14 protein-coding genes are annotated in these 15,679 nt (G+C 69.8%); 2 read left to right on the forward strand and 12 right to left on the reverse strand.

Going from position 1 to position 15,679, the window contains the following annotated elements; genetic code table 11:
- Positions 1-90: 90 nt before the first annotated feature.
- From nuoI to ACFV9O_RS20960, 10 genes are read right to left on the reverse strand one after another with little or no spacing between them, the layout of a single operon-like run.
- Positions 91-690 carry an NADH-quinone oxidoreductase subunit NuoI gene (gene nuoI, locus ACFV9O_RS20915; RefSeq protein ID WP_385420016.1) on the reverse strand — a complete coding sequence of 200 codons (600 nt, stop codon included), beginning with the start codon at positions 688-690 and terminating at the stop codon, positions 91-93.
- Positions 683-2,065 (reverse strand): NADH-quinone oxidoreductase subunit NuoH, encoded by a 1,383-nt coding sequence (gene nuoH, locus ACFV9O_RS20920; protein ID WP_385420018.1) that lies wholly within the window; start codon positions 2,063-2,065, stop codon positions 683-685. The genes nuoI and nuoH overlap by 8 nt, the downstream gene beginning before the upstream one ends.
- Positions 2,062-2,334 (reverse strand): hypothetical protein, encoded by a 273-nt coding sequence (locus ACFV9O_RS20925; RefSeq protein WP_385420020.1) that lies wholly within the window; start codon positions 2,332-2,334, stop codon positions 2,062-2,064. The genes nuoH and ACFV9O_RS20925 overlap by 4 nt, the downstream gene beginning before the upstream one ends.
- A complete protein-coding gene (locus tag ACFV9O_RS20930) occupies positions 2,331-4,844 on the reverse strand; it encodes an NADH-quinone oxidoreductase subunit G (RefSeq protein WP_385420022.1) in 2,514 nt (837 codons plus the stop codon). The genes ACFV9O_RS20925 and ACFV9O_RS20930 overlap by 4 nt, the downstream gene beginning before the upstream one ends.
- A complete protein-coding gene (nuoF, locus tag ACFV9O_RS20935; RefSeq protein WP_385420023.1) occupies positions 4,841-6,214 on the reverse strand; it encodes an NADH-quinone oxidoreductase subunit NuoF in 1,374 nt (457 codons plus the stop codon). Before nuoF ends, ACFV9O_RS20930 begins: the two co-directional genes overlap by 4 nt.
- Positions 6,214-7,020 (reverse strand): NADH-quinone oxidoreductase subunit NuoE, encoded by an 807-nt coding sequence (gene nuoE, locus ACFV9O_RS20940; protein ID WP_385420169.1) that lies wholly within the window; start codon positions 7,018-7,020, stop codon positions 6,214-6,216. Before nuoE ends, nuoF begins: the two co-directional genes overlap by 1 nt.
- A 17-nt stretch (positions 7,021-7,037) precedes the next feature.
- Entirely contained in the window at positions 7,038-8,414 is a 1,377-nt protein-coding gene (locus ACFV9O_RS20945; RefSeq protein WP_385420025.1) for an NADH-quinone oxidoreductase subunit D, read from the reverse strand.
- Entirely contained in the window at positions 8,411-9,151 is a 741-nt protein-coding gene (locus ACFV9O_RS20950) for an NADH-quinone oxidoreductase subunit C (RefSeq protein ID WP_385420027.1), read from the reverse strand. Before ACFV9O_RS20950 ends, ACFV9O_RS20945 begins: the two co-directional genes overlap by 4 nt.
- Positions 9,148-9,702 carry an NADH-quinone oxidoreductase subunit B family protein gene (locus ACFV9O_RS20955; protein WP_003998928.1) on the reverse strand — a complete coding sequence of 185 codons (555 nt, stop codon included), beginning with the start codon at positions 9,700-9,702 and terminating at the stop codon, positions 9,148-9,150. Before ACFV9O_RS20955 ends, ACFV9O_RS20950 begins: the two co-directional genes overlap by 4 nt.
- A gap of 19 nt (positions 9,703-9,721) precedes the next feature.
- Positions 9,722-10,081, reverse strand: a complete 360-nt coding sequence (locus tag ACFV9O_RS20960) for an NADH-quinone oxidoreductase subunit A (protein WP_351226729.1) — start codon at positions 10,079-10,081, stop codon at positions 9,722-9,724.
- An 873-nt stretch (positions 10,082-10,954) separates the two neighbouring features.
- On the opposite strand from ACFV9O_RS20960, the gene ACFV9O_RS20965 reads away from it, so the two are divergent.
- Positions 10,955-11,749 carry a C40 family peptidase gene (locus ACFV9O_RS20965; RefSeq protein ID WP_385420029.1) on the forward strand — a complete coding sequence of 265 codons (795 nt, stop codon included), beginning with the start codon at positions 10,955-10,957 and terminating at the stop codon, positions 11,747-11,749.
- A gap of 88 nt (positions 11,750-11,837) precedes the next feature.
- Here ACFV9O_RS20965 and ACFV9O_RS20970 read toward each other — a convergent pair whose 3' ends face one another.
- Together ACFV9O_RS20970 and ACFV9O_RS20975 are read right to left on the reverse strand one after the other, a co-directional pair.
- On the reverse strand, positions 11,838-13,628 hold the full coding sequence (locus ACFV9O_RS20970; protein WP_385420031.1) for an FAD-dependent oxidoreductase: 1,791 nt from the start codon (positions 13,626-13,628) through the stop codon (positions 11,838-11,840).
- A 115-nt stretch (positions 13,629-13,743) separates the two neighbouring features.
- On the reverse strand, positions 13,744-15,063 hold the full coding sequence (locus ACFV9O_RS20975; RefSeq protein WP_385420033.1) for a geranylgeranyl reductase family protein: 1,320 nt from the start codon (positions 15,061-15,063) through the stop codon (positions 13,744-13,746).
- A 66-nt stretch (positions 15,064-15,129) separates the two neighbouring features.
- Between ACFV9O_RS20975 and ACFV9O_RS20980 the strand changes: the two genes are divergently transcribed.
- Positions 15,130-15,648, forward strand: coding sequence for a GNAT family N-acetyltransferase (locus ACFV9O_RS20980; RefSeq protein WP_385420035.1), 519 nt, complete (start codon positions 15,130-15,132; stop codon positions 15,646-15,648).
- The last annotated feature ends 31 nt before the right edge of the window (positions 15,649-15,679 follow it).

Consider the following 15,679-nt stretch of genomic DNA (forward strand, 5'->3'; position numbering starts at 1 on the left):
CTGCTACGACCCCGTCACCCACCAGGCCAACAACAAGATCAGCACGCCCGCCGACACGCCTCTGGCGGCATAGAGGTTGACTCAGGAAACTCATGCGTCGACCTCCTGGTCCGGCTTCTCGCCCTGGGAGGTGGCGACCTGGCGCTCCGTGCCCGGCGCGGCCTCGGTGACAAGGCCCCGGTAGTAGTCCTGCTCGTCCGTGCCGGGGTAGATCGCGTGCGGGGTGTCGACCATGCCGGGCTCGAGTCCCGCGAGCAGCTGCTCCTTGGTGTAGATCAGGTTCTCTCGGGAGCTGTCGGCGAGCTCGAACTCGTTGGTCATCGTGAGCGCGCGGGTCGGGCAGGCCTCGATGCACAGCCCGCAGAGGATGCAGCGGGCGTAGTTGATCTGGTAGACCCGCCCGTACCGCTCGCCCGGTGAGTAGCGCTCCTCGTCCGTGTTGTCCGCGCCCTCCACATAGATGGCGTCCGCGGGACAGGCCCAGGCGCACAGCTCGCAGCCGACGCACTTCTCCAGCCCGTCCGGGTGCCGGTTGAGCTGGTGCCGGCCGTGGAAGCGCGGCGCCGTCGTCTTCTGCTGCTCCGGGTACTGCTCGGTCAGCCCCTTCTTGAACATGGCCTTGAAGGTCACGCCGAAGCCGGCAACCGGATTCTGGAACGTGCTCTCGGGTTCCTCGGATCGCTCAGACACCGTCAGCCTCCTTTCCGTCACGAGGACCGTCACTGTCAGTATTCACGCCACCACTGACAATCAACTCGCGGTCGCGGCGCGGCCGCCTGCGAGGCACCGGCGGCAACTCCTGCCCGGGCAGCGGCGGCACCGGGAACCCGCCGGCCATCGGGTCGAACTCCCTGGACACGGCCGCCTTTTCCGCTGCCGCCTCCTTGTCGGCCCGTTCCTTCCTGCCGCGGAAGAGGTCGGCGACGAAGGACAGCAGCAGTACGCCGAGGACCGCCGCGCCGACGTAGAGCACGATCTGCGAGAAGTCCTGGCCCTCGTTGCGCAGCGCCCGTACGGTCGCGACGAGCATCAGCCAGACGACCGAGACCGGGATGAGCACCTTCCAGCCGAGCTTCATCAGCTGGTCGTAGCGGACGCGTGGGAGCGTGCCGCGCAGCCAGATGAAGAGGAACAGCAGCAGCTGCACCTTGATGACGAACCAGAGCATCGGCCACCAGCCGTGGTTCGCGCCCTCCCAGAAGGTGCTGATCGGGTACGGGGCCCGCCAGCCGCCCAGGAAGAGGGTGACCGAGACCGCCGAGACGGTGACCATGTTGACGTACTCGGCGAGCATGAACAGGGCGAACTTGATCGACGAGTACTCGGTGTTGAAGCCGCCGACCAGGTCGCCCTCGGACTCCGGCATGTCGAACGGGGCCCGGTTCGTCTCGCCGACCATCGTCACGATGTAGATCAGGAACGAGACCGGCAGCAGCAGGATGTACCAGCGGTCCGCCTGGGCCTCCACGATCGCCGAGGTCGACATCGACCCGGAGTAGAGGAAGACCGAGGCGAAGGCGGCGCCCATGGCGATCTCGTACGAGATCATCTGCGCGCAGGAGCGCAGTCCGCCGAGCAGCGGGTACGTCGAGCCGGACGACCAGCCCGCCAGCACGATGCCGTAGATGCCGACCGAGGCGACCGCGAGGATGTAGAGCATCGCGATCGGCAGGTCGGTGAGCTGCATCGTGGTCCGCTGGCCGAAGATCGAGATCTCGTTGCCCGCGGGGCCGAAGGGGATCACGGCGATCGCCATGAAGGCCGGGATCGCCGCGACGATCGGCGCGAGGACGTAGACCACCTTGTCCGCACGCTTGACGATCACGTCCTCCTTGAGCATCAGCTTGACGCCGTCCGCGAGGGACTGGAGGAGGCCCCAGGGGCCGTGCCGGTTCGGCCCGATGCGCAGCTGCATCCAGGCGACGACCTTGCGCTCCCACACGATGGAGAACAGCACGGTCACCATCAGGAAGGCGAAGCAGAAGACCGCCTTGATGACGACGAGCCACCAGGGGTCCCGCCCGAACAGCGAGAGGTCCTCGGCGGCGAGGAGTGCCGGGTTCATGCGTGCACCTCCGGTACGGGGAGGGCCGTGGCTGCGGCCGGCCGGACAACGTGTCCGCGCGCGGCTGCCGTGCGGCGGGCCGGGCCGTCCGCGGCGCACAGCGCCGGGCCGGCGTGCGGCCGGGAGCGGAACGCCCCGGGCCTGTGCGTGGTCATGCCTCCACCTCCATGAGGGGCGCGGGCGCGCAGGGACCGCAGCCCCTCGGCGACGGCCGTACGGCTCTCGGCGCTCGGCACCGGACCCGGATGGCTACGGGAGAACTCGGTCACGACTGCACCTCCGGTGCGTCGAGCGCGGCGGCCTTCGGCGCCGCAGGGCCGATGCGGACCAGTTCGCCGGGGCGGACGCCCGTGTCGCTCAGCACGCCGCCGCCGGTCGAGTTGAGCGGGAGCCAGACCACGCGGTCGGGCATCTCGGTCACCTGGAGCGGGAGGTGTACGGAACCGGCGGGTCCGGTGACGGCGAGGGCGTCGCCGTCCTTGACTCCGGTCTCGACCGCGGTGGCGGCGGAGAGCCGGGCGACCGCGGCGTGCCGGGTCCCGGCCAGCGCCTCGTCGCCCTCCTGGAGGAGTCCCTGGTCGAGCAGCATCCGGTGGCCGGCGAGGACCGCCTCGCCCTCGCCGGGGCGGGGCAGCGGCCGGGCGGACTCGGCGGGCTCGCCCGCTTTCGGCCCGCCCCATGCGCCGAGCCGGTCCATCTCGCGTCGTACGGACCGCAGATCCGGCAGCGCCAGGTGGACGTCCAGGGCGTCGGCGAGCATGTGCAGCACCCGCGCGTCGGTCGGCGCGAGCGGGCGGGTCATCTGGTCGGGCTTCAGCGCGGCCTCGAACATCCGGGCCCTGCCTTCCCAGTTGAGGAAGGTGCCGGGCTTCTCGGCGACGGCCGCGACCGGGAAGACCACATCGGCCCGCGCGGTGATCTCGGTCGGCCTCAGCTCCAGGGAGACCAGGAAGCCGACCGCGTCGAGCGCCTCGCGGGCGCGTGCGGGGTCGGGCAGGTCGGCGACCTCGACGCCCGCGACGACCAGGGCGCCCAGTTCGCCGGTGGCCGCCGCCTCGACGATCTGGCCGGTGTCGCGGCCGTAGCGGTGCGGGAGTTCGCGGACGCCCCAGGCCACCGCGGTCTCCTCGCGGGCCCGCGGGTCGGTGGCGGGACGGCCGCCGGGCAGCAGCGTCGGGATGGCGCCCGCCTCGACCGCGCCGCGCTCGCCGGCCCGGCGCGGGATCCACACCAGCTCGGCGCCGGTCGCGGTCGCCGCCCGTACCGCCGCCGTCAGGGCGCCCGGCGCTGCGGCGAGCCGCTCGCCGACGACGATCACGGCCCCCTCGGCGCGCAGCGCCTCGGCGGCCGTCGCGCCGTCCCCGTCGAGCCCGGTGCCGGAGGCGAGCGCGTTCAGCCACTCGGTCTCGGTGCCGGGTGCGGCGGGCAGCAGGACGCCCGCTGCCTTCGTCAGGCCGCGCGTGGCGTGCGTGGCGAGGGCGAAGGTCCGCTGTCCGTGCTTGCGGGCGGCCTTGCGGAGCCGGAGGAAGACGCCGGGGGCCTCCTCCTCGGACTCGAAGCCCGCGAGCAGCACGGCCGGAGCCTTCTCGAGCGAGGTGTACGTGACACCCGTCCGGTCCAGGTCCCGCCCGCGCCCCGCGACCGACGAGGCCAGGAAGTCGGCCTCCTCGGAGGAGTGCACGCGCGCCCGGAAGTCGACGTCGTTGGTGTCGAGGGCGACCCGGGCGAACTTGGCGTACGCGTACGCGTCCTCGACCGTGAGCCGCCCGCCGGTCAGCACCGCCGCCCGGCCGCGCGCCGCCGAGAGCCCGGTGGCCGCGGCCTCCAGGGCCTCCGGCCAGCTCGCCGGCTCCAGCTCACCGCTGTCCTGGTTGCGGACGAGCGGAGTGGTGAGCCGGTCGCGCTGCTGGGCGTAGCGGAAGGCGAACCGCCCCTTGTCGCAGATCCACTCCTCGTTGACCTCGGGGTCGTTGGCGGCGAGCCGCCGCATGACCTTGCCGCGCCGGTGGTCGGTGCGGGTCGCGCAGCCGCCCGCGCAGTGCTCGCAGACGGACGGCGACGAGACGAGGTCGAAGGGGCGGGCGCGGAACCGGTACGCCGCCGAGGTCAGCGCGCCGACCGGGCAGATCTGGATGGTGTTCCCGGAGAAGTACGACTCGAAGGGGTCGCCCTCGCCCGTGCCGACCTGCTGGAGCGCGCCCCGCTCGAGCAGCTCGATCATCGGGTCGCCGGCGACCTGGTTCGAGAAGCGGGTGCAGCGGGCGCACAGGACGCAGCGCTCGCGGTCGAGCAGCACCTGCGAGGAGATGTGGACCGGCTTCTCGTACGTCCGCTTCTTGCCGTCGAAGCGGGAGTCGGCCTGGCCGTGCGAGACGGCCTGGTTCTGCAGCGGGCACTCGCCGCCCTTGTCGCACACCGGGCAGTCGAGGGGGTGGTTGATGAGCAGCAGCTCCATCACGCCCTTCTGCGCCTTCTCGGCGACGGGCGAGGTGAGCTGCGACTTGACGACCATGCCGTCGGTGCAGGTGATGGTGCAGGAGGCCATCGGCTTGCGCTGGCCCTCGACCTCGACGATGCACTGCCGGCAGGCGCCGGCGGGGTCGAGGAGGGGGTGGTCGCAGAACCGGGGGATCTCGATGCCGAGCAGTTCGGCGGCGCGGATGACCAGGGTGCCCTTGGGCACGGAGATCTCGACGCCGTCGATGGTCAGGGTGACCAGGTCCTCCGGCGGGACGGCGGCCTCACCGCTCCCGGAGGGAGCGCCAGTCGTCACAGTCATGCGTTCACCGCCGTGTTGTCGTCGTGCCGGTCCGCCCACGCGGTGGACGCGGCCGGATCGAAGGGGCAGCCCTTGCCGCGGACGTGCTGCTCGTACTCGTCGCGGAAGTACTTGAGCGACGAGAAGATCGGCGAGGCGGCACCGTCGCCGAGGGCGCAGAACGACTTGCCGTTGATGTTGTCGGCGATGTCGTTGAGCTTGTCGAGGTCCTCCATGGAGCCCGCCCCGCTTTCGATGTCACGGAGCAACTGGACGAGCCAGTACGTGCCTTCACGGCATGGCGTGCACTTGCCGCAGGACTCGTGGGCGTAGAACTCGGTCCAGCGCGTGACGGCCCGTACGACACAGGTCGTCTCGTCGAAGCACTGCAGCGCCTTGGTGCCGAGCATCGATCCGGCGGCGCCCACGCCCTCGTAGTCCAGCGGGACGTCGAGGTGCTCGTCGGTGAACATCGGCGTGGAGGAGCCGCCCGGCGTCCAGAACTTGAGCCGGTGGCCGGGGCGCATTCCGCCGCTGATGTCGAGCAGTTGGCGCAGGGTGACGCCGAGCGGGGCCTCGTACTGGCCGGGCTGGGCGACATGGCCGCTGAGCGAGTAGAGCGTGAAGCCCGGGGACTTCTCGCTGCCCATCGATCTGAACCAGTCCTTGCCCCGGTTGAGGATCGCGGGAACCGACGCGATGGACTCGACGTTGTTCACCACAGTGGGGCACGCGTACAGACCGGCGACCGCGGGGAAGGGGGGACGCAGCCGGGGCTGGCCGCGCCGGCCCTCCAGCGAGTCGAGCAGTGCGGTCTCCTCACCGCAGATGTACGCGCCCGCGCCCGCGTGCACGGTGACTTCGAGGTCGAGTCCGCTGCCGAGGATGTTCGTGCCGAGGAAGCCGGCCTCGTACGCCTCGCGCACGGCCTCGTGCAGCCTGCGCAGTACGGGCACGACCTCGCCGCGCAGATAGATGAAGGCGTGGTTGGACCGGATCGCGTAGCAGGCGATCACGATCCCCTCGATGAGGGAGTGCGGGTTGGCGAAGAGGAGCGGGATGTCCTTGCAGGTCCCGGGCTCCGACTCGTCGGCGTTGACCACGAGGTAGTGCGGCTTGCCGTCGCCCTGGGGAATGAACTGCCACTTCATTCCGGTGGGGAAGCCGGCGCCGCCGCGGCCGCGCAGTCCGGAGTCCTTGACGTACGCGATGAGGTCGTCCGGGGCCATCGCGAGGGCCTTGCGCAGGCCCTGGTAGCCCTCGTGGCGCCGGTACGTCTCCAGGGTCCAGGACTCGGGCTCGTCCCAGAAGGCGGACAGGACGGGAGCGAGCAGCTTCTCGGGGCTCGTCCCGCCGCCGGCCTCGGCCCCGTACTCGGTGGACACGGTCATCACTCCCCCTCCTCGGTCACCGGGCCGGCCGGGTGGGCCGGGTCGGACGCCGATGTCTGCTGCGGTGCGTCGTGCGAGCTGGGATGCCCGCCCGGCGACTCGCCCTGCGGAGCGGCGCCGCGCGGGTGGACCACGCGCGGGTGGGGGGACTCGCCCTTGGCCAGCCGCAGGCCGATCAGGGACGCGGGGCCCGCTCCGCCGGTCGCCTCGACGGCGCCGGGGCGCCCGTCGGGGAAGCCGGCCAGCATCCGCGCGGTCTCCTTGAAGGTGCACAGGGGGGCGCCGCGGGTGGGTTCGACGGTCTGTCCGGCCCGCAGGTCGTCGACGAGCTGCCGTGCGGACTCGGGGGTCTGGTTGTCGAAGAATTCCCAGTTGACCATCACGACGGGCGCGAAGTCGCAGGCCGCGTTGCACTCGATGTGCTCGAGGGTGATCTTGCCGTCGTCGGTGGTCTCCCCGTTGCCGACGCCGAGGTGTTCCTTGAGCTCCGAGAAGATGGCGTCGCCGCCCATCACCGCGCAGAGCGTGTTGGTGCAGACCCCCACCTGGTAGTCGCCGGAGGGCTTGCGCCGGTACATGGTGTAGAAGGTGGCGACGGCCGTGACCTCCGCCGTCGTCAGCTCCAGCATGTCCGCGCAGAACCGCATCCCGGTGCGGGTGACGTAGCCCTCCTCCGACTGCACGAGGTGCAGCAGGGGCAGCAGTGCGGACCGGCTGTCCGGGTAGCGGCCGATGATCTCCTTGGCATCCGCCGCCAGCCGCTCGCGCACCTCCGCCGGGTATTCGGGGGCGGGGAGCTGTGGCATCCCGAGCGATACGTCTGTCACCGGTCGACGCCTCCCATCACGGGGTCGATGGACGCGACGGCGACAATGACGTCGGCGACCTGGCCGCCCTCGCACATCGCCGCCATGGCCTGCAGATTGGTGAAGGACGGGTCGCGGAAGTGGACCCGGTAGGGGCGGGTGCCGCCGTCGGAGACGACATGGACGCCGAGCTCGCCCTTGGGCGATTCGACGGCCGCGTACGCCTGCCCGGCCGGGACCCGGAAGCCCTCGGTCACCAGCTTGAAGTGGTGGATCAGGGCCTCCATGGAGGTGCCCATGATCTTCTTGATGTGGTCGAGGGAGTTGCCGAGTCCGTCCGGCCCGAGGGCGAGCTGCGCGGGCCAGGCGATCTTCTTGTCCTCGACCATGACCGGGCCGGGGGCGAGCCGGTCCAAGCACTGCTCGACGATCCGCAAGGACTGCCGCATCTCCTCGAGCCGGATGAGGAAGCGGCCGTAGGCGTCGCAGGTGTCGGCGGTGGGGACGTCGAAGTCGTACGTCTCGTAGCCGCAGTACGGGTCGGTCTTGCGCAGGTCGTGCGGGAGGCCGGTGGAGCGCAGGATCGGTCCCGTCGCACCGAGCGCCATGCAGCCGGCCAGGTCGAGGTAGCCGATGTCCTGCATCCGGCCCTTGAAGATCGGGTTCCCGGTGGCGAGCTTGTCGTACTCGGGAAGGTTCTTCTTCATCTTCTTCACGAACTCGCGGATCTGGTCCACGGCGCCCGGGGGCAGGTCCTGGGCGAGACCGCCGGGGCGGATGTACGCGTGGTTCATCCGCAGGCCGGTGATGAGTTCGTAGATGTCGAGAATGAGTTCACGATCACGGAATCCGTAGATCATGATCGTGGTGGCGCCGAGCTCCATGCCGCCGGTGGCGATGCACACCAGGTGCGAGGAGAGCCGGTTGAGCTCCATCAGCAGGACGCGGATGATCGTCGCCCGGTCCGGGATCTGGTCCTCGATGCCGAGCAGCTTCTCGACCGCGAGGCAGTACGCCGTCTCGTTGAAGAACGGCGTCAGATAATCCATGCGCGTGACGAAGGTCGTGCCCTGCGTCCAGGTCCGGTACTCGAGGTTCTTCTCGATGCCGGTGTGCAGATAGCCGATGCCGCAGCGGGCCTCGGTGACCGTCTCGCCGTCGATCTCCAGGATGAGGCGGAGCACTCCATGGGTGGACGGGTGCTGCGGACCCATGTTGACGACGATGCGCTCGTCGTCCGCCTTGGCCGCGGTCTGGACGACCTCGTCCCAGTCGCCGCCGGTGACTGTATATACAGTCCCCTCGGTCGTCTCGCGTGCCGTCGAAAGGGGCGTGCCGGAGGGACCCGATGAGGCGTGGTGGCCGGGAGACGGGTGGGCCGATGGGGTTGTCATGAGTACGACCTCCGCTGGTCCGGAGCCGGGATCTGGGCGCCCTTGTACTCGACGGGGATGCCGCCGAGGGGGTAGTCCTTGCGCTGCGGGAAGCCCTGCCAGTCGTCCGGCATCATGATCCGGGTGAGGGCGGGGTGGCCGTCGAAGATCAGGCCGAAGAAGTCGTAGGTCTCGCGCTCGTGCCAGTCGTTGGTCGGATAGACCTCGACGAGCGACGGGACGTGCGGGTCCGTGTCCGGGGCGCTGACCTCCAGGCGGATCAGCCGGCCGTGGGTGATCGAGCGCAGGTGGTAGACGGCGTGCAGCTCGCGGCCCTTGTCGCCGGGGTAGTGGACGCCGCTCACGCCCGTACAGAGCTCGAAGCGCAGCGCCGGGTCGTCGCGCAGCGTCCTGGCGACGCGGACGAGGTGCTCGCGCGCGACGTGGAAGGTGAGTTCGTCCCGGTCGACGACGGTCTTCTCGATCGCGGTCTCGGGAACGAGGTCCTGCTCCTCCAGGGCGCCCTCGAGCTCGTCGGCGACCTCGTCGAACCAGCCGCCGTACGGCCGCGTGGCCGCGCCGGGCAGGCGAACGGAGCGGACGAGCCCGCCGTAACCGGAGGTGTCGCCGCCGCTGTTGGCGCCGAACATGCCGCGCTGGACGCGGATCTCCTCGCCGTGCTCACCGCGCTGCCCCGGCAGGTTCTGCGCGCTGAGCTCCTTCTCGGGGTTCGGCTGGTCGTCGCGTGCGTCGCTCATCGCAGCAGCCCCTTCATCTCGATCGTCGGGAGCGCTTTGAGGGCCGCTTCCTCCGCCTCGCGGGCCGCTTCTTCCGCGTTCACGCCGAGCTTGGAGGTCTGGATCTTCTGATGGAGCTTGAGGATCGCGTCCATCAGCATCTCCGGCCGCGGAGGGCAGCCCGGCAAATAGATGTCAACGGGAACAATGTGGTCAACACCCTGCACAATCGCGTAATTGTTGAACATCCCGCCCGAAGATGCGCAAACCCCCATGGAGATGACCCACTTGGGATTGGGCATCTGGTCGTAGACCTGGCGCAGGACGGGCGCCATCTTCTGGCTCACCCGGCCGGCGACGATCATCAGGTCGGCCTGCCGCGGGGAGCCACGGAAGACCTCCATCCCGAAGCGGGCCAGGTCGTACCGCCCTGCGCCGGTCGTCATCATCTCGATGGCACAGCAGGCCAGGCCGAAGGTGGCGGGGAAGACGGACGCCTTGCGCACCCAGCCCGCGGCCTGTTCGACGGTGGTCAGCAGAAAGCCGCTCGGAAGTTTCTCTTCGAGTCCCATTGGTGTGCTCCTCAGCCCCTCAGTCCCATTCCAGGCCGCCGCGCCGCCATACGTACGCGTAGGCGACGAAGACGGTGAGCACGAAGAGCAGCATCTCCACGAGCCCGAAGATCCCCAGGGCGTCGAAGGTGACGGCCCAGGGATAGAGGAAGACGATCTCGATATCGAAAATGATGAAGAGCATCGCCGTCAGGTAGTACTTGATGGGGAAGCGGCCGCCTCCGGCCGGATGCGGCGTCGGCTCGATGCCGCATTCGTACGCCTCGAGCTTCGCCCGGTTGTAGCGCTTCGGGCCGATAAGCGTGGCCATGACCACGGAGAAGATCGCAAAGCCTGCCCCTAGGGCGCCGAGCACGAGAATGGGCGCGTAGGCATTCACGCTCCTCGCTCCTTCCAGTCGTCCTTGACCGTTGGACCGCACCGGGCATCCGTCTCGCCGCCTCGCGAAGATCGTGCATATGTGAGGCAGTTCACAAGCCCGACTGCTCCGCATCCTATGCCTGCCGGTCTGTGATCTGCGACACGGGGTGTGACAACGTCTTTGTGATCTCCACCACCTGACGAAGGATCATGAAGTCGGATGAGCGGTGATCTTGCACGCGAAGCGCACGAGTGACTACAAGAAGTGATTCGGCGCCGCGTTGCCGCTGGTCAGAGCGGTGGCGCCACTATCAGGAGTGCTATCTACACGCAAATTCGCGAGGTGCCGGGAGGGGTGGTAGAGGACGCCCGTCACCCGAGCGAGGGGCCTCCGGGACGGAGGTGGACGCGTGCATCCGTTCACGGATCCTGGGCAGGCTCCACCGCGGATCCGGAACACCTCCATCGCCACCCGGACCGCTCCCGACGAACACACCGGGACATCTCGCACCGCGATCACGGGTCGCTCCCGACATGAACCCGGGGACACCTCGCGCCACGACCCCCGACCGACTCCCCCGTGACCCCCGGCCGGCTCCGGAGCCCGCGATTCCGGAGCGCGTCCAGCGGTGACCATTCTGTGACCTGCGCCACTCTCGTGTGCGCTCCGGAATTCGGGGCTTGGCCATCGGTGTGAAGGGGTGGTAAGCGGCGGGCAATCCGGACCTTTTACTGAAAGCCCATGATCACAGGCCTGATGGGTGATGCCCGTTTTGCCCGTTACGGCGTCAATAAGGGTTCCAGGAAAGCGGATTACGGGATTCCGAACGTAACTGTGGCGCAACACACGTTTCTTGAAGGGAACCGTCGGTCCTTGATAGCGGTTGTACTCATGTCCCACACCGCTCACATACGAAGCCACCGGAAGCCCCGCCCCCGCAGCGCCTCGACGCTCGCGCTCCGGGCCGGAGTTGCCGGTGGCGTCCTCAGCACCATCGCGGTGGCCGGTAGCGCCGGGCCGGCGAACGCCGAGCCGGTGACCGAGACCATCGAGATGCCTGCGCTCACCCTCGAGTCGCCCGCGCTCGCGACCGCCGTCGCCCTGTCCGCCGAGTCGACCCAGCAGGCCGCCCTCGACGCCCAGCTGCAGACGCAGGAGAACGCGGCCGCGACGAAGGCCGCCAAGGCCGCGAAGAAGGCCAAGGACGAGGCCGTCCGCAAGGCCGAGGCCGAGAAGAAGGCCGAGGAGGCCGCCCGCGCCGAGGCCCAGGAGCGCGCCTCCCGCTCGTCCGAGCGCACCACCCTCTCCGCCCGGAGCACGTCGACCCCGTCCGGCTCCGTCGGGACCGTCATCTCCTTCCTCAAGGCGCAGCTCGGCGACGCCTACGTCATGGGCGCCACCGGCCCCAACGCCTGGGACTGCTCCAGCCTCGTCCAGGCCGCCTACCGCCAGGTCGGCGTGGACCTCCCCCGCGTCTCGCAGGACCAGTCGGTCGCCGGCACCCAGGTCTCCCTGGACAACGTCCAGGTCGGCGACATCCTGTACTGGGGCGGCGCCGGCTCGGCGTACCACGTCGGCGTCTACATCGGCGACGGCCAGTACCTCGACGCCGCCAACCCCAGCAAGGGCGTCGTTATCCAGGACCTGTCGGGCTACCCGGCGAGCGGTGCGGTCCGGGTGCTCTGAGCACCGATCACACACGCACGAAGGCCACCGCCTCCCCGCCCGGGGCGGTGGCCTTTTGCGCATCCGCTCTGTAGCCGTACGCCCGAAATCACCCTAGATCGAAGGTATTCGGCAGCCCGAGCCGCCACCGCAGCTCGTCGACGCGCTTGAGGGGTTCCAGCTCCGGCGGCCGGTAGTGGCCCCAGGTGGCGCACCGCCCTTCCGCCGAGCCGTCCGCATCGAGCAGGGCGTTGACGGCATGCCGGGCCGCCTCGTTGGCGCCTTCCATCGACGCCAGGTTCATCCCGGTGCGGATGTAGTCCCCGGCCAGGAAGAAGTTCGGCACGCGGGTCCTCGCGGACGGCCGGTGGTGCAGCGAGCCGACCGGATGAATGAGCAATTGCTCCCGGTTGGCCGGATTCGGACCGCCCATGCCCGTGACGGCAGGATCCATGAACCAGCCCAGCCGGTCCTCGTCCTTCAGCACGGGATCACCCGCGGTGCCGACGGCCTCCGTCAGCTGGGCCCAGACCTCGGCGACGAACTCCTCCTTCGTGCACTGCTTTGCGGGCTTGCCGTAGAGAATGCCCGGCTTGTCCCACTCGGAGGCGATGGCCGAGACGCAGTCGACGGCACGCCCGTCCCCGTACTCGGCGGGGAAGTCGTGCCCGTCCCAGAACTGCGCCTGCCCGACGGCGGTGACCGACCAGGGCGAGTCCAGGCAGTTCACGTGCCCGTGGACCATCGGGCTGGGCGTGCGCAGATAGAACTGGACCCCTACCATCCAGTCGGTCCGCAGCGCATCGCACCGCGCCAGCTGTGGATCGGCGGCCCTCAGCGCGGGACCCCAGGTGGGCCTGGCGTGCTCGACCGGCAGCGCGGAGAGGTAGTGGTCGGCGGTGACGACACGGCTTCCGGTGCCGTCCGGCGCGCTCACGCCCACTCCGATGACCCGGCCGTTCCCGTACAGCACCTCCCGGACCTGGGTGGACGTCACGAACTCCACGCCGAGGGAGCGCAGATGCGCGGTCCACGGGTCGAGCCACGCCTCGTTCGTCGGGCCGCACAGCACCCGGTCGATGTCTCCGTCGTGGCCGAGTCCCAGCAGCCCGAAGACGAGGAAGTTCTCCATGTAGACGCCGGCGACGGTGCGCGTCGACGACTCCTCGGCCCTGGTGGCGGTGAGGTTGCGGCTCTGGCCGATGCCGAAGACCCGCTGGTACTCCTCGCTGAAGTCCTCGGCGCGGATGAAGTCCCACCAGGGGACTCTCTCCCACTGCCGGTCGCGACGGGCCTCGCAGCTGGTGAGGAAGACGAGGAGCCGGTTGACGAAGTAGCCGAGCTCGTACGCCGGCATGTTCGTGGCCAGCTGGAGGACGGAGAGCAACTGGTCGCGGATCCAGTCGGGCGTGAGGTCCTGGGGCCGGGGCGGGGTGGTGACGCGCCGCAGCGGGAAGTGCAGATCGGCGCGGCCGCCGGAGCGGGCGAAGAGGGTCTCGGTGCCGGAGCGCAGATTGTCGTGGACGCCGTTCGCGTTGCCGGTGTACGGGATCCGGCGCAGGGTGTCCGGCAGATTGCGGTAGAAGCCGGGGATGAACCGGAAGCCGTGCTCGCCCGGGAGCGGTTTGCGGCCGCCGCTGCCGGTGCCGGGGACGTCCATGGAGCGGGCCTTGCCGCCGAGCACGTCGTAGTACTCGTAGACCGTCACGGCATAGCCGCGCTCGGCGAGTTCATGGGCGGCGGTGAGTCCGGAGACACCGCCGCCGAGGACGGCGACGCGGCCGGCCCCGGAGGAGGCCGCGGCCCGGGTCGCGAGGGCGGCGGCGCCGAGAGCGCCGCCGGTGGTGGTTAAGAAGCGTCTGCGTGTCTGTCCACTGCTGCTCTGTCCACTGAGCGTCATGGACACGGCAGGCTAGGGATCCGGGAGGCTCCCGGGAAGCGGTGGGCGGGGGCGGCCACAGCATCCTCACACCGCGTTCGCCCCGCACCCATCACACCGCTCGCACGGCCGTGGCTCAGGCCTTCGGGGCCACCTTGCTCAGCCCGTTGATGATGCGGTCCATCGCGTCGCCGCCCGTCGGGTCGGTGAGGTTCGCGAGCATCTTCAGCGTGAACTTCATCAGCACCGGGTGCGTCAGTCCGCGCTGCGTCGCGATCTTCATGACCTTCGGGTTGCCGATGAGCTTCACGAAGGCACGGCCGAGCGTGTAGTAGCCGCCGTAGGTGTCCTTGAGGATCTTCGGGTAGTTCCGCAGGGCGAGTTCGCGCTGCGCCGGGGTCGAGCGGGCGTGGGCCTGCACGATGACGTCGGCGGCGATCTGGCCGGACTCCATGGCGTACGCGATGCCCTCACCGTTGAACGGGTTGACCAGCCCGCCCGCGTCGCCGACGAGCAGCAGACCGCGCGTGTAGTGGGGCTGCCGGTTGAAGGCCATCGGCAGGGCGGCACCGCGGATCGGGCCCGTCATGTTCTCGGGGACGTAACCCCAGTCCTCGGGCATCGAGGCGCACCAGGCCTTGAGGACCTCGCGCCAGTCCAGCTCCTTGAAGGAGGCGGAGGTGTTGAGGACGCCGAGCCCGACGTTGGACGTGCCGTCGCCCATGCCGAAGATCCAGCCGTAGCCGGGCAGCAGCCGGTCCTCGCCGGGGCCGCGGCGGTCCCACAGCTCCAGCCACGACTCCAGGTAGTCGTCGTCGTGCCGCGGGCTGGTGAAGTACGTACGCACCGCGACGCCCATCGGGCGGTCCTCGCGGCGGTGCAGCCCCATCGCGAGGGACAGCCGGGTGGAGTTGCCGTCGGCGGCGACGACGAGCGGGGCATGGAAGGTGACCGGGGTCTTCTCCTCGCCGAGCTTGGCGGTGACGCCGGTGATCCGGCCCGTGCGGTCGTCGATGACGGGCGCCTGCACATTGCAGCGCTCGTACAGCCGCGCGCCCGCCTTCTGCGCCTGACGGGCCAGCTGCTCGTCGAAGTCGTCACGCTTGCGCACGAGTCCGTAGTCCGGGTAGCTGGCGAGTTCGGGCCAGTCGAGCTGGAGCCGCACGCCGCCGCCGATGATGCGCAGGCCCTTGTTGCGCAGCCAGCCCGCCTCTTCGGAGATGTCGATGCCCATGGCGACGAGTTGCTTGGTGGCGCGCGGGGTGAGGCCGTCGCCGCAGACCTTCTCGCGCGGGAACGCGGTCTTCTCCAGCAGGAGTACGTCGAGGCCGGCCTTGGCCAAGTAGTAGGCGGTCGTGGAACCGGCCGGGCCCGCGCCGACGACGATCACATCTGCGGTGTGCTCGGTGAGTGGCTCGGTCACGACGTGGTCTCCCGAAGACTCGATTTTTCGCATGCTTAAAAGCACTGGACCTGTGCAGTCTATGGGGGCGTACTGATCCACGAACCGAAGGGCTGTCCCATGAGCGAAACGCTTCCCGCCGCACCGGTCGTGCAGTTGCGTGTGCCCACCGACGAGGACGCCCTGGCCTGGCACCGGGTCTTCGCGGACCCCGAGGTCATGGAGTTCCACGGGGGCGCGCCCGCGGAGTTGTCCGTGTACGAGGAGCTGACCGCCCGGCAGCGCAGACACGATGCGGAGCGCGGCTACTGCCTGTGGACGATGCTGGACGCCGAGGGCGAGGTCATCGGCTTCACCGGCGCGCAGCCGTGGCCGCACACGTCCTTCGGCCCGGTCGGCGAGATCGAGATCGGCTGGCGGCTGGCGCGCGCGTACTGGGGGCGCGGTTACGCGACCGCCGCCGCCCTGATCACTCTGGAGAGGCTGCGGGAGGCGGACGTCCCTTCGGTGGTCGCGATGGTCGATTCCCGCAACGAGCGGTCGATCGCCGTGACGCGGCGGCTGGGCATGGAGCTCGCCGAAACGTTCGGCATGCGGGACTCCGTGCGCACGGCCTACTGCTTCCGGCTCGCCCTGTAGCCGGCCGCAGGCCCTCGGACCGGACCCGGCG

It is taken from the genome of Streptomyces sp. NPDC059909, assembly GCF_042730885.1.
Classification (GTDB): Bacteria; Actinomycetota; Actinomycetes; order Streptomycetales; family Streptomycetaceae; genus Streptomyces.